The 21,931-nt window shown below is 60.4% G+C and carries 19 protein-coding genes; 10 read left to right on the forward strand and 9 right to left on the reverse strand.

Going from position 1 to position 21,931, the window contains the following annotated elements:
* Positions 1–7 precede the first annotated feature (7 nt).
* Complete coding sequence (locus E8F12_RS02675) at positions 8–862, reverse strand: helix-turn-helix transcriptional regulator (protein WP_280323751.1); 855 nt, start codon at positions 860–862, stop codon at positions 8–10.
* 156 nt (positions 863–1,018) lie between these two features.
* Between E8F12_RS02675 and hemA the strand changes: the two genes are divergently transcribed.
* From hemA to E8F12_RS02725, 10 genes are all read left to right on the forward strand, one after another.
* Positions 1,019–2,251, forward strand: coding sequence for a 5-aminolevulinate synthase (gene hemA, locus E8F12_RS02680; RefSeq protein WP_280323752.1), 1,233 nt, complete (start codon positions 1,019–1,021; stop codon positions 2,249–2,251).
* A 1-nt stretch (position 2,252) separates the two neighbouring features.
* Positions 2,253–2,756 (forward strand): GNAT family N-acetyltransferase, encoded by a 504-nt coding sequence (locus E8F12_RS02685; RefSeq protein ID WP_280323753.1) that lies wholly within the window; start codon positions 2,253–2,255, stop codon positions 2,754–2,756.
* Positions 2,753–3,823 (forward strand): Gfo/Idh/MocA family oxidoreductase, encoded by a 1,071-nt coding sequence (locus tag E8F12_RS02690; RefSeq protein WP_280323754.1) that lies wholly within the window; start codon positions 2,753–2,755, stop codon positions 3,821–3,823. Before E8F12_RS02685 ends, E8F12_RS02690 begins: the two co-directional genes overlap by 4 nt.
* 21 nt (positions 3,824–3,844) lie before the next feature.
* The gene (gene asnB, locus E8F12_RS02695; protein WP_280323755.1) at positions 3,845–5,698 is read left to right on the forward strand and encodes an asparagine synthase (glutamine-hydrolyzing); all 1,854 of its coding nucleotides are present in this window, start codon (positions 3,845–3,847) and stop codon (positions 5,696–5,698) included.
* A gap of 87 nt (positions 5,699–5,785) precedes the next feature.
* Positions 5,786–6,985, forward strand: a complete 1,200-nt coding sequence (locus E8F12_RS02700; RefSeq protein ID WP_280323756.1) for an MFS transporter — start codon at positions 5,786–5,788, stop codon at positions 6,983–6,985.
* Between the two features lie 26 nt (positions 6,986–7,011).
* A complete protein-coding gene (locus E8F12_RS02705) occupies positions 7,012–7,938 on the forward strand; it encodes a LysR family transcriptional regulator (RefSeq protein WP_280323757.1) in 927 nt (308 codons plus the stop codon).
* Positions 7,938–8,099 carry a hypothetical protein gene (locus E8F12_RS02710; protein ID WP_280323758.1) on the forward strand — a complete coding sequence of 54 codons (162 nt, stop codon included), beginning with the start codon at positions 7,938–7,940 and terminating at the stop codon, positions 8,097–8,099. The genes E8F12_RS02705 and E8F12_RS02710 overlap by 1 nt, the downstream gene beginning before the upstream one ends.
* 199 nt (positions 8,100–8,298) lie before the next feature.
* Positions 8,299–8,703 (forward strand): antitoxin Xre-like helix-turn-helix domain-containing protein, encoded by a 405-nt coding sequence (locus tag E8F12_RS02715; protein ID WP_280323759.1) that lies wholly within the window; start codon positions 8,299–8,301, stop codon positions 8,701–8,703.
* Positions 8,703–9,428 carry an RES family NAD+ phosphorylase gene (locus tag E8F12_RS02720; protein WP_280323760.1) on the forward strand — a complete coding sequence of 242 codons (726 nt, stop codon included), beginning with the start codon at positions 8,703–8,705 and terminating at the stop codon, positions 9,426–9,428. The genes E8F12_RS02715 and E8F12_RS02720 overlap by 1 nt, the downstream gene beginning before the upstream one ends.
* 527 nt (positions 9,429–9,955) lie before the next feature.
* Positions 9,956–10,609, forward strand: a complete 654-nt coding sequence (locus E8F12_RS02725) for a GntR family transcriptional regulator (protein ID WP_280323761.1) — start codon at positions 9,956–9,958, stop codon at positions 10,607–10,609.
* A 507-nt stretch (positions 10,610–11,116) separates the two neighbouring features.
* Here the strand turns inward: E8F12_RS02725 and E8F12_RS02730 are convergent.
* The 8 genes from E8F12_RS02730 to E8F12_RS02765 form a co-directional block, all read right to left on the reverse strand.
* A complete protein-coding gene (locus tag E8F12_RS02730; protein ID WP_280323762.1) occupies positions 11,117–13,510 on the reverse strand; it encodes an MMPL family transporter in 2,394 nt (797 codons plus the stop codon).
* Positions 13,511–13,565: 55 nt separating this feature from the next.
* Positions 13,566–14,597 carry a YCF48-related protein gene (locus E8F12_RS02735; RefSeq protein WP_280323763.1) on the reverse strand — a complete coding sequence of 344 codons (1,032 nt, stop codon included), beginning with the start codon at positions 14,595–14,597 and terminating at the stop codon, positions 13,566–13,568.
* A gap of 76 nt (positions 14,598–14,673) precedes the next feature.
* Positions 14,674–16,014 (reverse strand): DUF1329 domain-containing protein, encoded by a 1,341-nt coding sequence (locus E8F12_RS02740; protein ID WP_280323764.1) that lies wholly within the window; start codon positions 16,012–16,014, stop codon positions 14,674–14,676.
* Positions 16,015–16,029: 15 nt separating this feature from the next.
* Positions 16,030–17,700 carry a DUF1302 domain-containing protein gene (locus E8F12_RS02745; RefSeq protein WP_280323765.1) on the reverse strand — a complete coding sequence of 557 codons (1,671 nt, stop codon included), beginning with the start codon at positions 17,698–17,700 and terminating at the stop codon, positions 16,030–16,032.
* 153 nt (positions 17,701–17,853) lie between these two features.
* Positions 17,854–18,519, reverse strand: coding sequence for an RraA family protein (locus E8F12_RS02750; RefSeq protein WP_280323766.1), 666 nt, complete (start codon positions 18,517–18,519; stop codon positions 17,854–17,856).
* A gap of 13 nt (positions 18,520–18,532) precedes the next feature.
* The gene (locus E8F12_RS02755; protein WP_280323767.1) at positions 18,533–19,357 is read right to left on the reverse strand and encodes a carbon-nitrogen hydrolase family protein; all 825 of its coding nucleotides are present in this window, start codon (positions 19,355–19,357) and stop codon (positions 18,533–18,535) included.
* A gap of 49 nt (positions 19,358–19,406) precedes the next feature.
* Entirely contained in the window at positions 19,407–20,759 is a 1,353-nt protein-coding gene (locus tag E8F12_RS02760; RefSeq protein ID WP_280323768.1) for an MFS transporter, read from the reverse strand.
* Between the two features lie 54 nt (positions 20,760–20,813).
* The gene (locus E8F12_RS02765; protein ID WP_280323769.1) at positions 20,814–21,569 is read right to left on the reverse strand and encodes an aldolase/citrate lyase family protein; all 756 of its coding nucleotides are present in this window, start codon (positions 21,567–21,569) and stop codon (positions 20,814–20,816) included.
* Positions 21,570–21,931 lie beyond the last annotated feature (362 nt).

Raw genomic sequence — 21,931 nt, forward strand, 5'->3', positions numbered from 1 at the left:
TCCCCACCTAAACCTGAACCGGCTCCTGTTGCAGCCATTGCTCGAAGGCTCGGCTCTCCGGCCGCCCGTCCTTGGCTGCGTAGTAGACCAGGCGCAGGTGGCGATCCTCGTCGATGGTCAGCGTGGTGTGCTCGAACACCATCTGGCCAATCGGCTCGATGCAAAGGTTGCGAATGCCCTGACACGGGCCATGGATGTCCTGCTGTTGCCACCAGACCCTGAAGTCGGGCGAGACCTTTGCCAGGTCCTTCACCAGCGCGGCGATTTCCGGATCCTGGGTTGCCCGTACGAAGTCGCGCCGGAAGCTGGAGAGGATCTGCAGCGCCTGCTCCTCCCAGGGGTTAAACAGCGCTTGCATGGCCGGGCTGGTGAATAGCATCCACAGTAGGTTGCGACGGTCAGCCGGTATCGCGGAGAAGCCGAAGACCCTGTCTGCCGCGGCGTTCCAAGCCAGCACGTCCCAACGCAGGTTGAGCACATAGGCCGGGCGCGTCGGGAGATCCGCCATCAGGCGATGGATCAGCGGCGGCACCACGCACCAGGTCCGTCCAGGTTCTGCCGGCAGGCGCTGATGGGCCAGCAGGAACAGATGACGACGCTCGGTGGCATCCAACCTGAGTGCCTGGGAGAGATTATCGAGGAAGGTCGCGGACACGCTGATCTCCCGCCCTTGCTCCAGCCAGGTGTACCAGGACAAGCCCACCCCCGCCAAAGCGGCGACCTCCTCTCGACGCAGCCCTGGCGTGCGTCTTCGGCTGCCAGCGAGTAGTCCCACCTCCTCCGGCGAGATGCGCTCGCGGCGACTGCGCAGGAATTCGGCCAACTCTGCCCGGGTGCGTTCGAGTGTTCGGGGCACGCTCATCCGATTACCTCCAGTAACAGTATAAACAGTCAAATTGTAACCCCCATAAATCCCAAGAAGAATACCCCGGCCTGGCCGCAAACGCGCGAGCCAAGGCACTTGCTTGATGAGGAAGCACATATCGACGTGTCATCAACTTGCTAAGGAGATAAAGGGATGTACCAAGCACTACTTCGCGAACAACTGGAGACATTGAAGTCCTCCAACCAGTACCGCACCTTCACCACCCTCAGCCGCATTTGCGGCCAATACCCACTGGCCAAATTGGAAGGCCACGACCAGGAACCGGTGGTCGTCTGGTGCAGCAACGACTACTTGGGCATGTCCCAGCACCCCATCGTCCGCGAAAAGATGCACGACGCGCTGGAAACCTACGGCGCAGGATCCGGTGGCTCGCGCAACATCGGCGGCTCGCATGAGGTGTATTCCCGCCTGGAGGCCAGCCTGGCCGACTGGCACGGCAAGGAAGCGGCGTTGGTGTTCCCCACCGGCTTTGGCTCCAACGATGCCACCATCCAGTGCTTGCTTCGGCGCATTCCCGACTGCGTGGTGATCAGCGACGAACTGAACCACGCCTCCATCGTCAATGGCATCCGCTCGACGCCGAACGAGCGCAAGGTCTTCCGTCATAACGATGTCGAGCACCTAGAGCAGATACTCGCCAGCTATCCGCAGGGTCAGCCGAAGATCGTGGTGTTCGAGTCGGTCTACTCGATGGACGGCGACATCGCCCCCATCGCCGAGATCGTCGAGGTTGCCAAGCGCTACAACGCCCTCACCTACCTCGACGAGGTGCATGCCGTCGGCATGTATGGCCCACGCGGCGCGGGCATTGCCGCTGAACTCGGTCGGACCGACCAGGTGGACATCATCCAGGGCACCATGGCAAAGGCCATCGGCGTGATCGGCGGCTACATCGCCTCGACCCAGGTGATCGTCGACGCGGTACGCTCCTTTGCCACCGGTTTCATCTTCACCACCTCCCTGCCCCCGGCGATCACCGCTGGCTGCCTGGCCAGCGTCGAGCACCTCAAGGCCAACAGCGCTGAGCGTGACCGCTTGCACACCCAAACAGCGAAGCTGCGCGAGCGCCTCAAGCAACAAGACGTGCCCGTGATGCGCTGCTCCCAGACCCACGTGCTGCCGGTGCTGGTGGGCGAGGCACGGCGCTGCAAGGCAGCGGCCGAGCGCCTGCTGCATACCCACGGCGTGTACCTGCAGCCGATCAACTACCCGTCGGTGCCCGTGGGCACCGAGCGCTTCCGCGTCAACGCCACGCCGAACCACAGCGATGCGCAGATCGAACACCTGGCGGCTTCGCTTCGCGAGACCTTCGAGCATTTCTCGATTCCACTGGCTTCCCAGGCCTTCCGCGCAGAGGTGGCCTGAGATGGATTTGTTCTTCTTCACCGTGCGCCCGGCGACTCTGGCCGACCTCGCCAGTCTGGTCGAAATGCGCGCACACCTGCTGGACGGCACCTCGGCCAGCTACTCGAGCAAGACGCCGAAGGATTCGGCGCAGTGGCGGGCGGAGTACCGCAGCTGGCTGAGCAACCGTTTGAACGAAAGCGACTGCGTGCAAATCCTCGCCGCCGAGCACAAGGAATCCGGCCAAGTGCTGGGTTGCGCGACGGCCATCATCGACCAGCGCGCCCCCACCCCCGGCTGCCTGAATGGCCTGTCCGGCTGGGTGCAGTCGGTGGTGGTGGAGCCCCAATGGCGCAATCGCGGCATTGCCCTCCAGTTGATGCAGCACCTGCTGCGCTGGTTCGCCAACCGCGGCGTCGGCACCGTGGTGCTGCAGAGCACCGAGGCCGCCGGGAGGCTGTACCAGGCCCTGGGCTTCGCGGTCAGCGACGAGCGCCTGCTGGTTCGTCAGGAGGCCTCGGTATGAAGATCCTGATCATCGGCCTGGGCTACGCCGGCAATCGTTACCGCCGCACCTTCGAACACATCGCCACCAGCACTGGTATGCCGCTGTCGCAGGCCTATGTCGGCCGTCGGCAGAGACCAAGCAGCCTGCCCTACTTTGACAGCGTCGGCCGGGCACTGGAGGAATACGCGCCGGACATCGTCGTGGTCAGCGTTAACGACCACAGCCATGCGTCCGTGCTCAAGCAGTTGGCCGGCTACCGGGGCTTCGTGATCTGCGAGAAGCCCCTGGTCACTCCGCAGGACGACCTGTCCGAGCTCTCCGCTGCGCTGGGACAAGTCAGCGGCTTCGCCCTCGACCTGGTGGAGCGCTACTCGGACGCCACCCGGCAACTGCGCGAGTGGGTCGAGCGGCACGACTGGCAGCTGGTGCGCGCCAGCTTCCACTGGAGCAAGGATCGCATCAACGACTACCGCCCCACCTGCGGCGTGACCAGCGAGGTGATCCATGCACTGGACCTCATTGGCTGGATCTGCCCGCGTCCGGGCGCGCTCAGGCTGCATGGCGTACTCGGCGTGCGCTCGGACTTCTCAATATCCGGCGAAGAAGTCCTCGACACCGTGCAGCTCACCGCTGGCCTGGGTGATGCACCGGTCACTGGCTACAGCAGCTTCGTCAACATCGTCCGCCAGCGCACGGTGGACTTCAGCTTCGTCGACCGCGACGCCCGGCTGATCCATGCACGCCTGGTGTTCGATACGCCCTGTTGGGATCACGACCAGTTGCGCATCTGGACGCGCGGAGCCAACGGCGCCGAGGAACTGCTGCACGAGTTCGCTACCACCCCCGACATACCTGGGCTGGAAACCCTGCACAAGCTTTCGCGGCTGTGCCTGCAGGTGGTACGCGCAGTAGCGCTCAAGGAACCGCCGCGCCAGGCCTTCGCTGACCTCGATACGGCCATGTCCCTGCAGCGCCTGCTCAACGAACTCGACACCCACGCCCAAACCCCACCACCGGCGCGCTACGTCCATGGCGAGACGCGCGTGCTGATGGCCGAGGACAGCGACCTGGAAAGCCTCGGATAACCCATTCACAAGGAGAAGACTATGTGTGGAATCGCTGGATGGCTGTCCTACAGCCAGAACATGGAAGCACAACGCGACACCCTGCAGCGCATGACCGACACCATGGCCCAGCGTGGACCGGATGCCGGCGGGCTGTGGATCGACGGACCAGTTGGGCTGGGTCATCGCCGCCTTTCGATCATCGACCTGGAAGGCGGCCGCCAACCGATGGCAGCCATGCACGGTGGTCTGCGTGACGTCGCCGCCATTACTTACAGCGGCGAGGTTTACAACTTCCGCGAGCTGCGTACCGAGTTGCAACGGCGCGGGCACCGGTTCGAGACCCGCAGCGACACCGAGGTGGTGCTGCGCGCGTATGTGGAATGGGGCGAGTCCTTCGTCGAGCAACTCAACGGCATGTATGCCTTCGCAATCTGGGATCTGCGCTCGCAGGAACTGCTGCTGATCCGCGACCGCATGGGCGTCAAGCCGCTCTACTACTTCCCCACTGCGGACGGGGTGATTTTCGGCTCCGAGCCCAAGGCGCTGTTGGCCAACCCGCTGGTGCCACGCAAGGTGCGCGCCGATGGCTTGCGCGAGATCCTGGAAATGGTGAAGACGCCGGGACATGCCGTGTTCGCCGGCATGCACGAGGTGATGCCGGGCGAGATCGTGCGGATCAACCGGCAGGGCCTGGGCCGTCGCCACTACTGGAAACTGGAGGCGCGCGAGCACACCCACTCGCTGGAGGAGACCATCCGCCATACCCGTGATCTGCTGGAGGACATCGTCGAGCGCCAGATCGTCGCCGACGTGCCGCTGTGCAGCCTGCTCTCCGGTGGCCTCGACTCCTCGATCATCACCGCCCTAGCGTCGAAGAAGTTGCTCGCCGGCGGCAAGGAGAACATCCGCTCCTTCTCCGTCGACTTCGTCGACCACGGCAGCGGTTTTACCGGTGATGCCGTGCGCGGCACGCTGGATGCTCCCTTCGTCCGCGACCTGGTGGAGAAGATTCGTTCCAGCCATCAGGAGATCGTCCTCGACAGCCGCGAGCTGGCCGACCCGGTGCTGCGTGCTCAAATTGTTTGCGCCCTCGACCTGCCGCCAGCCTTCTGGGGCGACATGTGGCCGTCGCTCTACCGTCTGTTCCAGGAGGTGCGCAAGCACTCGACGGTGGCCTTGTCCGGCGAGAGTGCGGACGAAGTGTTCGGCGGCTACCGCTGGTTCCACGATCCGGAGGCGATCCAGGCGGACACCTTCCCCTGGCTGGCCTCAGTCACTGGCAAGTACTTCGATGGCAAGACCCTGTTCGACCCGGGTCTGCTGGCTCAGTTGGACACGCAGAGCTTCCTGCGCGACAGCTACGCCCAAGCCATCGCCGAAGCCCCGATGCTGCCTGGCGAGAGCGAGGTAGACCAGCGCATGCGGCAGATGAGCTACGTCAACCTGACACGCTTCGTTCAGACCCTGCTGGATCGCAAGGACCGCATGAGCATGGCTGTCGGCCTCGAGGTGCGGGTGCCGTTCTGCGACCACCGCCTGGTCGAGTACGCCTTCAACATCCCCTGGGCGATGAAGGCCTTCGACGGGCGGGAGAAAAGCATCCTGCGCGCGGCGACGCGCGACCTGCTGCCGGCGTCGATCAGCGAGCGGGTCAAGAGCCCCTACCCCTCGACCCAGGATCCGGCCTACGAACAGGCGCTGCGTAACGCCCTGGCCGCCATCCAGGCGGATCGCAATGCGCCGGTAGCTCCGTTGCTCGACAGCGGCCGTATCCAGCAAACCCTGGCCAAGCCGCTAGGCAGCGTCTCGCCCATGTACGAGCGCATGGGTATGGAGCTGGCGGTCGGCCTCAACACCTGGCTGAGCGAGTACGACGTCAGCCTCGAACTCTAGTCCCCAACCGGATGCGGCCCCAGCTCGGGGCCGCATCCTCCTGTCGTCTCCTCAACGCTCTCCGCTGGAGCGCAAGCGAGCCTTAGCATGCACACATCCAACCAATCTCCCATCTACCTCATAGCGCTCGGAGCCTTTGCCCTCGGCATGGCTTCCTATGTCACCGCCGGGCTGATCCCGATGATCGAGGCCTCGTTCGCGGTGTCTGTGGCGGTGGCCGCCCAATTGGTGACTGCCTTCACCCTGGCCTACGGCCTGGGCTCGCCGGTCTTCGTCGCCCTGACCCCGGCGCATCGCCAGCGCACCGGGCTGCTGCTGGCCCTGGGCCTGTTCGTCATCGCCAATGCCGCCAGCGCGCTAGCCAAGGACTTCACCACACTGATGGTCTGGCGCGCCGTTGCCGGCATCGGCGCCGGGGTCTACCTGGCCATGGGCATCGGCGCATCGGCCGCCGTTTCCACCCCGGAGCGCCGCGGCAAGGCCATCGCCATCATCATGGGCGGCATGGCCAGCGGTGTGGTGCTGGGTGTGCCGCTCAGCCTGCTGGTCGCCGAGCAGATGGGCTGGCAGGCCGCCCTGTGGCTGGTCACCTTGCTCGGCCTGGTGGCACTCCTCGGCTTGTTGCTGAAACTCCCGGCTCTGCCGGCTGCCGCAGCCAGCTCGATTGGCCAGAAGCTGGCCATCCTCGGCGATGGCCATGTACTGGTCATCCTGCTGGTGTCAATGCTGGCCGCCATCGCCAGCCTCGGCATGTACACCTTCATCGCCCCGCTGCTGGCAGATCCGGCCTATGGCGCGGTGCGCTCGGTCACCCCCTACCTTTGGGTCTGGGGCATCGGCGGCGTGCTGGGCAGCTTCCTGATCGGCCCCCTGGTGGACCGCATCAAAGGACCGGTCCTGACCCTCGCCATCATGGTGATCCTCGCCGTTTCGCTGTTCGTGCTGCCGCTGTCAGCCGCCCTCGGCACCTGGCTGGTGATGCTGCCCATCGCAGTCTGGGGAGCCGTCGGCTGGGCGCTGCAGGTACCGCAGAACAACGAACTGATCCTGGCGCGCCAGACCCAGGGCGACGGCAACCTGGCCATCGCGCTGAACGAGTCGGCGCTTTACCTGGGCAGCGCCATTGGTGCCGCCGCCGGTGGCTTCGTGCTGCTGTTGCAGATGCCCACCTGGACCCTGGCCGCTTGCGCTGGCGGCGTAGCCACCCTGGGCGCCCTGCTGCAGATCGTCAATCTGCGTCGCCCGCGCAGCTGGACTTGCGACGTGCAGGCCGAGCCCTACAACTGACTGAATCACGCAAGGGAGGAAAGGCCGTGGAACTGCGCCACCTTCGCTGTTTCATCGCCGTCGCAGAGGAACTGCACTTTGCACGTGCGGCCGCGCGTCTGCATATCGAACAGTCGCCCCTCTCCAGGATCATCAAGGAACTGGAGTACCGCCTGGGCGTACAACTGTTCGAGCGGACGACGCGGCGCACGCGCCTGACCTGGGCCGGCAAGGTGCTGCTGGAGGAAGCCCGTCGCGTGTTGGCGGTCGTCGACCAGGCCAAGGCCAGCGTCAAGAGCGCCGCGGCTGGATACCGCGGGCGCATTCGAGTTGCGCTATCTGACGGTATCCCGCAGTCACGCCTGGCCGCCCTGCTCGCCCAGTGCCGCGAAGAGGAGCCTGAGGTCGAGATCTGCCTCTCGGAAGTCACCTTCACCGAGCAGGTCAGAAGACTCAACGACGACCTGTTCGACATTGGCTTCGCCCAGTCTGATGCGGTCGGAGAAGGGCTAACGGCCGAACCGGTCTGGTTCGACCCGCTGGTGGTGGCGATACCTGCCCGCCATCCCTTGTTGACCTATCGCCACGTGCCGCTCGACGAGGTGGTCCGCTATCCGCTGGTGCTCTGCGATCCGCAAGTCTGCGAAGGTTTCTGGCATCAGCTGCAGCAAGTGTTGGGCACCGTGGACACGCGGCTGACCATCGCCGACCGCGTGCCGACGCTGGACCTGATGATGGCGCTGGTGGCTGCCGGGTATGGGCTGGGCTTCTCCAGCCTGGCGCGTATCACCGAACTCAACAACCCGGACGTCGTGGCCCGGCCGCTGGCCGGCTGTCCCGCGATGCTGACAACCTACCTGGTACGGCGCGAGAGCGAACCACCCGAACACCTCTCCAGGTTTATGGGGCGGGTGAGCCCGGTTGATGGCCAGGCATTGCTATCTGACTGTACCCAACGAGAGGAAGTCGCCTGATGAACAGGGCTCTGTTGCTGCTGATTGCGTTGCTGCTGACAGCGTGCAAAAAACCGATGCCCTTCGAGTCGGCCGAAATGCTCGCCGAAAACCCCGAGAGGCTCGAGGAACTGTGGCTCCAGTGCCGGGCTGATCAATCAAAGCTGGGGGATGCCCAATAATGCAGTCACCGACGCCATGCACTTGCGCTTCATGGGCAAGGGCACACCCTACACCTCATACCCGGTCAAGCGGTTCTAGCTCCATCGCGCTAACACCAGAAGTGGAAGCCCTTGCAACATCGGTAGAGCTGTTGCTCTTTTGACCCACAGACGCACACCTGATAGATTTGAATCTGCAGAACAAATTTAGGTGCCAGCTATGTCAGCAGCTATCCAAGCTCAGGACTTCTCAAAAAGCCAACGTGCGGCCGGCCTCCGTGCGGCGCTGAATATCCTGGACAAATGGAAGGCCTCCTGCGAGCAGGCTTGCCGAGTCCTACGCATTTCGCGCAGCACCTACACCCGGGCCAGCCAACGTGACTCGGATTGGGCGGTGAGCCTGGACTCTGATCAGATGCAGCGCATCAGCCTTGTGCTGAATATTCATGCGGCCCTGCGCTTGGTGTTCGACAACCCCGAGAACGTCTATGGTTTCCCTGCGATGGAGAACCGCAATGAGTTCTTCAACGGGCGTACGCCGCTCGAGATCATGGCGCAGGGTGACATGATCTCGCTGTATGAGACATTCAGAAGGATCGATACTCTGCGGGGCGCCCAGTGGTAATGCTAAGCAGCTTTCCCCTCCTCGAAGGCGAGAGCCTGCAGACTTACCGCCTGGTCAACTCCAAGTTTCCCCCCATTGCCTTGTTCGATGACGTCGCTGACGCAGCGGACTTCGAAGCCCTTTACCAGCTTCAGGCAATGACGAATCCAAGATTGCAGAACGAGCTTGGCCGGCTGGAGCTGATTCCTCGCGACGAGATTCCGTTCGGTATTCCTGGGTGCTCATACGCAACGGCACCCTTTACCCATGTGAACCCGACCGGATCGCGCTTTAGCAATGGCAGCTTTGGCGTGCTCTACCTGGCTGACAGAATGGACACCGCGATTGCCGAGGTGCGCCATCACCAGAAGCGCTACTGGTCGAACGTACCGGATCTCAATTACGAGCGCTTTGTATTCAGAGGGCTGACCTGTAGCTTCACCGATGCCGGGATGAGGGACGCTACAGGGGTGCCACTGTCGCACTCGATATATGCCCCAGACGATTACGCGCATTCTCATCAACTGGGAAGGGAAACGAAGCTGACGGGTTGCCCGGGCCTGCGCTACAACTCGGTCCGCTCCCCAGGCAACGCCTGTTGGGCGCTAATGACACCACGGCCTGTCATATCAATCATCCAGACCGCTCATTTCGAAATGATCTGGAGCGGGCAGATTGTCAGCATCAACCAGATTACAACAGCTGATAGCCGAATAACTCCCAGTGCCGGGGATGGGCTCAACTAGTAGCTAACTGCTCCGGGTTGCGAACTGCCGACCACAATCAAAACCGGCAGAAAGCGGCCAGAAGCGGACGTCGGCATGGACTCTGACTTCCTGGACGCGAAAATGCTTTCCCGCGAAGCTTTCGAGCCTTTGTCTTGGGGAAAGCGATAGGAGCAGGTGCGTACTGATGAACTGGCCCGGCCCGTGCCAGGGTCTGCTAGTAAGAACAAGGCCATTTCTGGGCCCCCTTCGACCGCCTGCTCCATTTCGACGCCGCCGATGCCGACGCAAGCCCGGCCCCCTATTGAGATGGTGGCAAGCCCGAACGCAAAAAACGCCACCAGAAGGTGGCGCATATCTGACCCCATTCGACCCTGGGTGGGCCGCTGAGCGCAGCGAAGCCCAACATAAAAGGCCCAATGCTGTAAATTCAGGTAGGGTGCTGCGAAGGCCTAAACAGGCTTGAACCACAAACTATACGTCGTGCATTTTTCATGTATACTTGACTGCAAATGGACGGAACGCTCCAATTTTTTGTGAGAAAGACCATGGAAAAGAAAGCCACTGAGCACGGTACGGACTCCGTAAAAACCAGGACGTATGAATACATTCGCGACAGTATCCTTCGTGGAAAATTCCCGTCCGGTTCTTTCGTCGAGGAAGGCGTTGTTGCAAGTGAGATAGGCGTTTCCAGAACGCCCATCAGAGAAGCATTCAACAAACTCAGCGCGGAGGGGTTCGTTGAACTCATTCCCAGACGCGGCGCAAGGGTTCGTGCGATATCGCCCAGTGAGATGCACCAATTCTTCGAAGCCCGCATCGTGATCGAAACCTATGCCGCTCGCCAGGTATGTGCGATTCGCCCCCCTATTCCGCCGCGAGTCGACGATCTGGTCAGCGAAATGGCAACACTCACGCAGTTCATCATGGCGCATGAAATTGCGGAACTCGACAGGGAACTCCATCGAATCATTGTCGCGCTCTCAGGTAATGCGGTCATGCTGGAACTCTATGATGCATTGCAGTTCCGTCACCTGCTCTCCTGCGCTTCCATACCGATTGACTCTAAATTGCTGGGTGTAGTGCTTCAAGAACATAGGGAATTGGTAGACGCACTCAAGAATTATGACGAGGAAGCGATGGTCACAATTCTTTCCAAGCATCTCGACCCTAATCTCGCTTTGCGCTTTAGACGATTCTGATAGTCCCCCCAAAGTTAGTCAGGATCACTGGGCTGCGACCTCCGATCCTCGCTTGAATGCGGACAAGGAAGAGTCCGAAGTGGAGGTAATGCCTGGAGCGGGCGTGCTTCTGCGGCCCAACTGCCCAAAAGGCCCAAGGGTTTCCTCATCACTTGTAGTGTTTTGTCCGATTAACGCGAAACATCTGACCGGACTGCTAGCGGTATCGGAAGCGAGAGCAAATGCTCTCGCTTTTTTTTGCTCTGCCATGCGTTCCAAAATAGACAGCGACCGATATCCACCCCGCTTTCTTTCCTGGCTTCCAGACTCCCGCCTTGTATTACGATCCCTCCTCGCATCAACTCGACGAGACTGATTCCGCGATGATGAAGCTCGCGTCAGGCCCCCTTTAGCTATGAAGCCTGGGAATCTGCACAGTGGTATTCAGCAATTCAGCGCCCTAGAAAAAAGGCCCCGCACTGAAGTGCGGAGCCTTTGCTAGAACTACCTGCCACTTCTTGGCCAACGCTAGCGACAGGGCGCGCTTTCAGCGAGCGCATGGTGACGTGCGAAGCTTCTATCAGACAGCAGGAAGTGGGACAAAGCCGGCACCAGGACCAGCGCACCGAGCATGTTCCAGACGAACATGAACGACAATAGGATGCCCATGTCAGCCTGGAACTTGATGGGCGAGAAGACCCAGGTCACGACACCAACCGCCAGCGTCACGCCGACCAGCCCGACCACCTTGCCAGTAAAGGTGACGGCATGCCTGTAAGCATTCGCCAGCGAATCCCCCTGACGCTGCCTAGCCAACTGGATGCTCAGCAGGTAGAGCGCATAGTCGATGCCAATGCCAACGCCCAGCGCGATTACCGGCAGCGTCGCGACTTTGACACCTATGCCCAGCATCACCATCAGGGCCTCACACAATATCGAGGTCATGATCAGTGGGATGACTGCAACCACTACGGCTCTCCAACTGCGGAACGTGATGTAGCTCAGCAGAATCACCGCAACATAGACGTACAACAGCATGGTTCTGTTGGCGTCCCGCACAACGATGTTGGTCGCTGCCTCGATCCCTGCACTACCGGCCACCAGCATGAATTGCCTGTCGGTCGTGCTGTGCTCGGCGATGAATCGTTCGGAAACCTCCAACACCCGATCGAGGGTCTCAGCCTTGTGATCGGTCAGGAACGCGATGATTGGCATCACCGAGGCATCGCCATTGAACAGTTCCGGGCTATTGACCGATGCGACCTGGCTTCCGTAGTTGAGGACGTCCTGATTCCGCGAGAGAGTCAGCCACTTCGGGCTGCCTTCGAAGGTGCCGCTGGTAACCTGGCGAACAGCATCCACCAGGGAGGTCGTCATTTGCACGCCCGGTATGCGTCGCAACTCCCAGGCGAGGCGGTCGGCCTCTACCAGACTCTCGTACTTGTAACTGCCGTTCGCCGGAGTCTTCAGGATCACGGCGAACAGATCACTCGACAATGAGTAATGACCGGTGATGTAGGCATTGTCCCGGTTGTAGCGCGAGTCTGGCCGCAACTCCGGTGCCCCGGCGTCCAGATCGCCGATCTTCAGATGCAGGCTGACTCCGAAACCCGCGACCATCAGTGCGCAGGCGCCGAGAATTGCGAATGTCGCCCAGCGGCGAGAGGTGAAACGGCCCAGACAGTTCCAAATCGCCGCGCCTGTCCCGTGTCCTTCCGCAGCCAGGCTTCGGCGAGCGGCGGTTGCACTTACCCCGGTGAACGAAAGCAGCACCGGCAACAGCAGCAGGTTGGTAAAGATCAGCACCGCCACGCCGATACTGGCTGACAGAGCCAGGCCCTTGATCACCGGAATATCGATCACCATCAGCACCGCAAATCCGACAGCATCCGCAACCAAGGCGGTAGCTCCAGCCAGGAACAGCCTGCGGAAGGTGTAGCGCGCCGCAACGAACTTGTGAGTGCCGCGCCCGATGTCCTGCATGATGCCATTCATTTTCTGCACACCATGGGAAACCCCAATGGCGAAGACGAGGAAAGGCACCAGCATTGAATAGGGATCGAGGTCGAACCCGATCGCAGTGGCGAGTCCAAGTTGCCAGATTGCCGCGATGATCGAGCAAGTAATTACCAACGCGGTGCTGCGCAGGCAGCGGGTATAGGCATAGATGATCAGCGCAGCAACGATGGCGGCGACAGCAAAATAGAAGAAGACCTGGATGAGCCCATCGATCAGGTCGCCCACCAGTTTGGCGAAACCGATCACGTGAACCTTGATATCCGGTGTTTCCTGACTGCGAATCCTCTCCTCCAGCGCTTTGGACAGCGCCCGGTAGTCCAGCTTCTTTCCGCTAGCTGGGTCCACGTCCAATAGCGGGACAACGATCATCGCGGACTTCAGGTCCGTGCCAACCAGACTGCCGACGATGCCTGCGCGGTTGATGTTCTGCCGCAGGAGTTCGACCTGCTGCGGCGTACCGTCATAGGTGGGTGGCAGCACCGGCCCCCCGGTGAAGCCTTCCTCGGTGACCTCCATCCAGCGGACCGAGGGCGTCCAGATGGACTTTACCCAGGCCCGATCGACACCAGGGATCAGGATCAGTTCGTCATTGATCCGTTGCAGAGCGTCCAGATACTTGGGCTCGAAAATGTCGCCGTCCACCCGTTCGACAACAACCCGGATGGTGTTGCCGAGACCGCGCAACTCGCTCTTGTTATCGATGTAATTCTGGATGTACGCATGGCTCTGCGGAATCATCCGCTCGAAACTGGCGTTGATATTGATGTTCTTCAATTGATAGCCCAGCACCATGGTCAGTGCTGCGCAAACAACCAGCATCAGCACCCGGTAATTGAAGACCATGCGCTCAAGCCACCCGCCCGACGTCCGATCGAAGAGTTTGCAATCGGATACGACGGGCATTCCTGTTTCTTTCTCACCAGAAAACGCCACAATTATTCTCCACTCACGATTCCGCTCAACGAAGCACCCGTTTGCTGACACCCTGTCCACTTCCCACCACGAATGACTGGCCGTCATCCAGTGGGACAATCGATGCAGCAACCGGAACAGGACTCAAACCAGGGGCCTTGCTGAAACTGTCGCCAGGGCCCTGGCTCACCAGAACCTGCCCGTCCAAGCTGAGCAGCAGCACTTCGCCAGCCCGCGTCACGCCATCGGCGATCAGGGAGGTCGCGATGTGGGACTCGACCTTGCGCCAGCTGGCGCCACCATCAGTGGAGTGAACGATGTTGCCTCTGAGTCCATAAGCGAGGATGTGCCCAGGAGTTCCCGTCACGCCGAAGAAGGTTCCAGCAGTTCCGGTATCGAGCAGCCTGAACCGCCCTGCCTGACGATCCAGTTTCATGAGCAGACCATATTCGCCGGACACGTATAGGTCCTCGCCGATCGCCCGAATCGCATACAGATGAAGCCCCGTAGGGTTCTCGGCCCTGTCGGACCACGACTCCCACGACTTGCCACCGTCGGTCGTACGGAGGATCTGATTGAAGGCACCGACCACGAACCCCTTCTGGTCCGTCTCGAACCATAGCCCCAGGAAGGACAGATCCGGCGCCACGGCCTGATCGCTTTCATTGCCAGCTGGCGGTGCAGGCCCCAATAAGTCCCGAGCCATGCGCGCATCAAGCATCCGCTCCCAGGACAGTCCGCCATCAGTGGTTCGAAGCACTACTCCATCATGGCCGACGGCCCACCCCACCTGTGGGCTGGGGAAATTCACCGCATTAAGGTCAGAGGAAATCGGAACTCGGGATTGCTGCCATGTGGCGCCGTCATCGTCGGAATAGACAATGTGTCCACGACGGCCAACGCCCACGATGCGCTTTCCGGCTATGGCCAGTCCTGTGATCAACTGCCTGGAAGCCAGTTCGGTCATGGCCGCGGGCGTATCCAGGACATCCCGAAAACCGTCGCTCGCCAGTGCCGATGACGCTTGGATGCCAGTTGCCCCGATCACTATTGAAATAAGTAGGGAATAGGCCTTCATTACCTCATCGCTCCTAAAACACGCCCAACAAAAAACCTTCCTGACGCGAGGCGTCAGGAAGGGTCCTCTGCATTGATCAGCGCACGCCGCGACCGGCCAGGGAATCAGCGTTCCAGTCCCGCTCGGAGAGCGGCTTGATGTACTTCAATCCACCTTTCTCGCCGCCCAGGTGCACGACCATGGCGTAGTTGCCGGCAATCAGGTCATAGGCGAAATACGAGTTGGTGAACGGAGCGACTGCATCGTAGCTTTGCGTCGGCGTAGCGATGACGGTGCGATAGAGCTGGCCATGGCCGTCATATTCGTCGCTGGCCAATGCTGCCCAGCTGTCTTCGTCGATATAGAACACCCGCTTGCCGTAGATATGGCGTTTGCCTTCCTTCAGGGTGGCCTCCACTACCCAGACACGGTGCAACTCCCAGCGCACGAAGTCCGGATTCAAGTGGTCCGGGGTCAACAGGTCTTCCGGTTTGGTTTCATAGGTCATCTTGTAGGTGTTGTACGGAACGTACATTTCCTTCTTGCCGACCAGTTTGAAATCGAACCGCTCCATCGACCCGTTGAAGACAAATGCGTCATCGTAGGTCGTGGCGCCACCGGTACCCGGGTTGGGCGTATCGAAGGCGAGCGACGGCGCCAGGCGGACACGACGCTGTCCCGGAAGGTACTGCCAGGTGCTGCGGCCTTTGCCGACGACATCGATGGCATCCTTCAGCAGGATGGCTTCGCCGTTGCGGCGCTCCGGCCCCAGATAGCGCACCTTCAGACGCCAGAAAATGTCAGCCCCCGGGGCGTGGTAGTAAGGATAGTCGTCCGAATTGATGCCTTCGGTGGCGAGAATTGGGCGTCCCGAAGCGTCGACGTTCCAGCTCTTGTAGCGGTACTCCATCGCATCGCCGCTGTAGCGAAGCAGATGGTTCCACATGACCTGATAGGCATCCTTGGGGATCGGGAACGGATAGCCAGCCTTGACGTTCTTAACGCCCAGGCCACCATCGATGGTCTCGCCGCTCAGGGCGTTCGCCAGAGTGCCCTTCTGAATCTGTTCCGGCACGGCCATGGTGCGATGGGTGGGATAAACATCGATGCGGAAGCTCGGATAGCGCTTCATCAGCTCCTTCACCGATTCGGTCAGGCGCTCCGAGTATTGGCCCATGTTCTGCCCATTGATGGAGAACAGCGGCTTTTCCGCCGCGAAGGGATCGTTACGTATCCCCGAGTCCTTCTGGAATCCCGGCGGAGGAGTCGTCAGGCCTCCGGTATAAGGCGGAATCGAGCCATCGGTATTACCGGCCATCTCCGCGCCGACAGCCGTCAGCTGGGTACCAAGTTGCTGGGCTTCGGATTGCGTCACCGCGGCATGGACCGAACCAGCTACAGCACAGGCAATCCCCATCAGCAGAAATCGTTTGAACATGTCGGTGTCCTCGCCTTAGAAGGTGGTTTTGAGGGTCAAGGTCAGCATTCCGCGGTCTTCCAGCAAGGCTGATCCGCCATTGGCCACCTTCACGGCGCCAGTCTTGGGATCCCTGCTGTAGTCACCGAAGAAATCGACGTACTTGAGTTCGGCCTTGTACTTTTGCGTGATGTCCGCAGCGACGCCGAAGCTGTAACTGCCAGCGTCTTCGTTACCCCCATTGGCGACAGGCGAGTTGCCGCTAATGCCTGAACTGATGACCATCGGCATCGACAGATCGACACCCGGGAACACCTGGAGCCAGGTCGGGGTGTAGGTTGCGGTCAGCACGAACGCATCGCGGTCGGCTTGATCGAGCAGGTTGTAACCGCGACTGCCTTTGTAGAACTTCTCACCATCGGTGACATCAGCCAGGTGGCTCCAGGCGAGTTCGGTGCTCCAGGACGCGGAGTCATAGATACTGTTTCCGCTCATGACACCCACCAGGTTCAAGACACCGTGCACAGTTTCCCCACGAGCCCCGGGCGTATCACCGTCGTCCGGCAGTTCGGTGATGGGGACAGCGATGCTCACCAGCGGCATGTTGCGGCGGTAGGACAACTCCGCCCCTACGGAAACCCCTCCGTAGTTCTGCGATAGGCTGATACCGAACAGGTCGATGTCATCCGCGTAGGCCCAGTGGTAAGTGCCGGCTATACCATTAGTGGGTGTGGCGCTCTTGAGCATCAGTTGCGGGATACGGTCGGAGAAGTTGCGGTAGTAGACCCCCAGCGTCCCTTGGAGCCACTCCGGGGACCAGCGTGCCGAAAGCCCCCAGTCCCCCCGCTTGTCGGGCGTCACGTCACTCCCCTTCAGTAAGCGGTTTGGCCCGACGATCAGAGAGCCTTCGCTACCGCCGATGTTCAGGTCACTCGAACCCAAGTAGGTACCACCTTCCGGGAACAGGTTCTGCTCCCAGTCCAGGAAGTACTGGCCGGCGACGGACAGGGAATCGGTCGGTCGCACTTGGAAGGACAGGTTGTTCAGCGGTCGGAAAAGTTCCTTGGCTTCGATTCCGGGAATCGCTTGCCCCTTGCCGATATCCAGCGGCATCTGCGCGTAGGCAATACCGTTGATGAACGCAGTCAGGCCAAGGCTTTCACCCCAATAAATGCTGTGGCTGCCCGCCTTGACATCCAGCGGTACTTCGCCGATGTCGAAACCGCCGAAAACAAAGGCGTCGAGGAACTCACCACTCGGACCGGTAAAGTAACGATCCGTGAATCGAGTGAGTCCGACCGTGGGAACACCATTCTTCACATAGTTTGAAGTTGTGGGGGATTTGTTATCCAGATCCTGATCGTATTGATAGTCATACCAGGCAGCACCGGATACTCGCATGCCGTACTTGTTCTTGTAGATAACATCAAACTCGGACAGCAAATCCAGGCGATTGGAGACAAAGCCACGATCAAAGTTCCGATCACCATCGTTATTGTTAACGGCATTGATGATCGCCTTGTCCTGGGACTCGACTCGCCGTGTCAAGGTGTAGCGAGGGGTGTTATCCCAACGTACCTGCCAATCATCGTTTCCAGTAGGAATTTCCATCGCATTGGAGTTCCCGCTAGCCAAGAGCAACAGTGCAGCCAAGCCACCTCCAGCAAATGGAGCAAATACACTGCCACTCACCGTCATCTTTCTCATATTTTTTGTTCTTATCATTACTTACCTCGGCATTGATCAGCTGAGCAAGCGCATAAATAATAGAGCGCCTTAATTCAGACAAAAGATCACCAACGCACACAGACTTTCAAAAAGTCATGTGTACAGTATTAATAGGCTTATTCGGAGATTGAATTACTGAGCTAGTTTGGCCATTACCATGGCGCTGGCGCCCGTCAGGTCACCCAATGTCTTTTGCTCGCTAATGAGCGGAAGCCCTCTCTTTTCCATTTCCTGAAGTTGTATGGCGCGCTCGATCTCGATCGCCGCCTCGTCACGTGGAATGAATACCACTCCCCCTTCATCGGCGATGACCAGATCGCCCGGATTAACCACAGCGCCGCCACAGGAAACCGGTACGTTCATCGACCCGCCAATTCCCTGGAGGCGCGTGGTAATACTCGCCACGCCTCTCGCCCACACAGCGAGGCCCACATCCCGCAACTCGCCAGGATCGGCAATTGGCCCATCGATGATGACGCCCGCCACTCCTGCCTTGGCCAGCGCATAGGCAACTCCGCCACCAAGGCAGGCATGGTGTTTGTCACCCAACCGATCGATGACCACCACATCTCCCGGACGCAGCTGTCCCACAGCGTGGTGCAGCAGGCTCGAGTCTGCTGCCGGAAGCGCCAGGGTCACGGCCGGTCCAGCAATTCTCGGTACCGGGTGCATGGGACGGATCCGGCAATGAGGAAAGCCCATCAAGCGGAAGTGTCCGATCGTGGCGGGTTCGGCCAAGAGAGCGCGTTCGACAATTTTCCAGGGCATCAGCTCTGGCATGGAGCAGATCTTGAACATGTAAGGCGCTCCTCTAGCCAGCCACGAATCGACGTGCGAGCAGGCGATGGCTCTTCAGAGGCATCCGCTTGCGAATCGCGTGCTGATAGGTGAAATCGAGCCGGGCCGTGGCAAATGCCTCGGTGTTCGGGGTCTGCGCCACGATCTGCCCCCAAGGATCGATGATCATCGAGTGGCCCCAGGTCATGTATTTGCCTTTGTCGAAGCTTCCCACCTGACAGGGCGCCGCGACATAGCACTGGCCTTCGATGGCACGCGCCCTGAGGAGCACTTCCCAGTGATCCGCGCCCGTCTGGAAGGTGAACGCTGCCGGAACCACGATGACCTCCGCTCCGTCTTCACAGAGTGCATGGAAAAGCTCCGGGAAGCGCAGGTCGTAGCAGATTGCGAGGCCCACGCGAACACCATCCACATCGACGCAGACAATGTCCTTGCCCGCCTCAACGTGCGCAGACTCCTTAAGCTCAGAGCCATCGGCCAGCACCGCATCGAAGCGATGGATCTTCCGATACTTGGCCAGCAGATCGCCCTCGCGACCGAATACCAGCGAAGTGTTGTAGACCTTTTCCCCATCCAGCTCCATCGCGCTACCGATGTGCAAATTCACCTTCAAGCGCTTGGCCAGACCGGAGAAGAAGTCGAAAAGCTCGCCGCCAGGAAATGGTTCGGCAGACTCCCGCATGGACACAGGAGAACCGGTGATGCAGGCGATCATCTCAGGCAGGATCACGAAATCCGAACGATCCTGCTCCACCGCCCGTTCGATGAGTTCCGCCACGGACTTGAGATTGGCACCTTTGTCATCAGAAACGTTCTTTTGGATAACGGTAATTCTCACTTACTCATTCCTCTTGTTGTTGCAACGAATTTTCGATCACACCAGGGGGTCACACCGACTGCTCAGTTGGAACCTTCCCTACGGCCGACTGGCGTCTTAGGAAGAATCCCAACGTCGCTACCGAAACCAGCAGCCCTCCCCCACCGACAATGAACACAGCAGTTCTCAGGGCTGGAGCACCACTGCCCAGAAGCTGAACAACACTCCCCACGAGAATCGGCCCAACCGCCAGCCCGCAGATGTTCACGACCATGACGTAAAGGGCGGAGATACGGCTTCGGATATCCTCGGGCGAGCGCCTCTGGATGAGTGCCGGCGCAATCCCGATGGAGCACGTGCACAGCCCATGCAGCGCGGCACAGGCAATCAGCACGCCGATGGGGCCGGATGCCAGCAGGAATACCAGTGCGGCCGGTATCGCCAGCACGCCGGCGTAAAGCGGCACGCGAAGGGCAGAGAAGGCGGACCTCACGCGACTCGAGAGGCGGTCGGCGATCCAGGCGGCGGCGAACATTCCGCCCATGCAGGAGAACAGCACCACGGCACCGTAGATACGACCGATCTCGCCGGGCACCCACTGGAACTCGCGGACGAAGATGGCGGGTATCCACGTAAGCAAGGCATAGCTCATGGTCAGCAGGCCCGACATGCCAATGAATATGGCAGCGATGAAGGCCCGGTCCTCGATCAGGTAGGGAATGACTTTCGTACCCTTGCTGCGCGGGTCGGCAGTAGCCGCCGGGGTGGCACCATGAGCAGCTCCGACGCGACGGTTCAGCACCCACCACAGTACCGGCAGAAGCGCCAGGCCCGGCAAGGCGACCAGAAGGAAAGTCGTCTGCCAGGGCTGACTGGCCCCAAGCCAGCCGAGGTCGACCAGCCCAATAGGCTCGAGCCAGTCGTACAACGCCCCGACGATGTAAAAGGCGGTCCCGGCTCCAACAACGGCACCGGCCTGGAACAGCGTCAGTGCCCTGTTCAGGATTGCCCTGGGAAATCGTTCGTAGATCACTGCATAGGCCGCCGGAGCCAACGCCGCCTCACCCGCCCCGACAAACATCCGGGCGACGAGCAAACCGGCGAAACTGCCTGCCAGCCCGCAGGCTGCCGTGGCCAGGCACCACACGAACAGGCCCAGCAGAATGGTCCCGGTGCGAGACCATCTGTCAGCCAACCACCCACAAGGAATTCCCAGAATCGAGTAGAACAGGCCAAAGGCGAGCCCATGCAGCAGACCGATCTGCGCGTCGCTGATAGCCAGGCTCGCCTTGATCGGTTCCACCAGCAGCGAAAGGGCGAATCGATCAATAAAGGAAATGACCATCGCAATGGCGAGAGTAGCGGTCGTGACCCACGCCCAGGTGTAACTGGGTGCTTTCGCTGAATGTGTACCGTTGGTCACCACGTCAGAACCTCCGATGCAATTGGTCTCTTTCGATTGCCCAGCCACTGGTCATTACCCCTTTTCGTTCAGCAATGTGACCGAAGCATCCCAGAGCTGTCGCAACCCGATGGCCAACGCGAACTGTTCCATGGCGATGAAGATTCGCTCCGCGCCATGCTGGATGGCGAAGGCCTTCTCTTCCGGGCTCCATGCAGGGAAGATCCAGGGTTTGCCAGCCGCCTTTGCCGCTTCGACGATCCTCGCGATGTCTTCCCAGTCCCCCGGCTGCTTCTTGTAGATGCCCCGGTCCCGGCGAATCGAAAGATCGGTCGGTCCGATGAAAACGCCATCTACCACCGGCAGCGCGAGAATGCCGTCGATTTCCTCAAGCGCCTGCGCGTCTTCAATGATCGGGTAGCAGCGAGTATTGGTGTTCTGCTGGTCGATCCACTCGTCCGCCGGATAGGCGAATCGTGTCGTGCGTCCCCCAGCAAGACTGCGATCACCCAACGGTGGAAGCTTGGCGTAGCCACAGACGCGCTGTGCTTCAGCCACACTGCTGATGTGCGGAATAACCACCGCATCCGCGCCAAAATCCAACGCCTGCTGCACTGCTTCCCGGGTCGGACCAAGTGCCTTTACGAAGACCTCGAACCCCAGGGCCTTCAGGAACGGGATGAAGCTATCCAGCGTGCCTAGATCGAAAATCCCGTGTTCCACATCCAGGATCGCCACCCGATACCCGATGAGCTTCGCGATCTCAGCCATCCCGATGTTCGGCCCGGTGAACCAAAGCCCCAGATCCTCATTGCATAGCTGCTTGCTCAATTCTCATTCTCCGTTGTTTTTATACTTGATGTATACATGACGCATTTGTGAAGAATGCTAGCGATGCACCTCACAGGCGTCAAGGAGATTTCCGTTGTGGCAAATGCGACGCCCAGACGGCCGTCAGACCTTCCAGATGCGGTGGGCTAGGAGAACATTCAGTTGCCCGTGACCGGGTCGCCACGGTTAGTCCCGTAGGTGGGGCCAGCGGCTAGAGGAAGCGGCGTGATCGCGCCTAATGGTGCGAGTGAGGAACAGCGAATGTATTTCGGCGGTACCAAGGATGATGCTGAGTACCGTGATCAGGGCTAGTCCTGCCTAATGAGGAGCGACAAGGATGGAGCCGTCTCAGTACATCGGCA

It is taken from the genome of Pseudomonas sp. BN102 (assembly GCF_029871245.1).
In the GTDB taxonomy this organism is placed as follows: Bacteria; Pseudomonadota; Gammaproteobacteria; order Pseudomonadales; family Pseudomonadaceae; genus Metapseudomonas.

Coding starts and splice junctions, on each gene's coding strand:
- E8F12_RS02675 (WP_280323751.1), bottom strand. CDS start 862: ATGAGCGTGCCCCGAACACTCGAACGCACCCGGGCAGAGTTGGCCGAA.
- hemA (WP_280323752.1), top strand. CDS start 1,019: ATGTACCAAGCACTACTTCGCGAACAACTGGAGACATTGAAGTCCTCC.
- E8F12_RS02685 (WP_280323753.1), top strand. CDS start 2,253: ATGGATTTGTTCTTCTTCACCGTGCGCCCGGCGACTCTGGCCGACCTC.
- E8F12_RS02690 (WP_280323754.1), top strand. CDS start 2,753: ATGAAGATCCTGATCATCGGCCTGGGCTACGCCGGCAATCGTTACCGC.
- asnB (WP_280323755.1), top strand. CDS start 3,845: ATGTGTGGAATCGCTGGATGGCTGTCCTACAGCCAGAACATGGAAGCA.
- E8F12_RS02700 (WP_280323756.1), top strand. CDS start 5,786: ATGCACACATCCAACCAATCTCCCATCTACCTCATAGCGCTCGGAGCC.
- E8F12_RS02710 (WP_280323758.1), top strand. CDS start 7,938: ATGAACAGGGCTCTGTTGCTGCTGATTGCGTTGCTGCTGACAGCGTGC.
- E8F12_RS02715 (WP_280323759.1), top strand. CDS start 8,299: ATGTCAGCAGCTATCCAAGCTCAGGACTTCTCAAAAAGCCAACGTGCG.
- E8F12_RS02720 (WP_280323760.1), top strand. CDS start 8,703: ATGCTAAGCAGCTTTCCCCTCCTCGAAGGCGAGAGCCTGCAGACTTAC.
- E8F12_RS02725 (WP_280323761.1), top strand. CDS start 9,956: ATGGAAAAGAAAGCCACTGAGCACGGTACGGACTCCGTAAAAACCAGG.
- E8F12_RS02730 (WP_280323762.1), bottom strand. CDS start 13,510: ATGCCCGTCGTATCCGATTGCAAACTCTTCGATCGGACGTCGGGCGGG.
- E8F12_RS02735 (WP_280323763.1), bottom strand. CDS start 14,597: ATGAAGGCCTATTCCCTACTTATTTCAATAGTGATCGGGGCAACTGGC.
- E8F12_RS02740 (WP_280323764.1), bottom strand. CDS start 16,014: ATGTTCAAACGATTTCTGCTGATGGGGATTGCCTGTGCTGTAGCTGGT.
- E8F12_RS02745 (WP_280323765.1), bottom strand. CDS start 17,700: ATGAGAAAGATGACGGTGAGTGGCAGTGTATTTGCTCCATTTGCTGGA.
- E8F12_RS02750 (WP_280323766.1), bottom strand. CDS start 18,519: ATGTTCAAGATCTGCTCCATGCCAGAGCTGATGCCCTGGAAAATTGTC.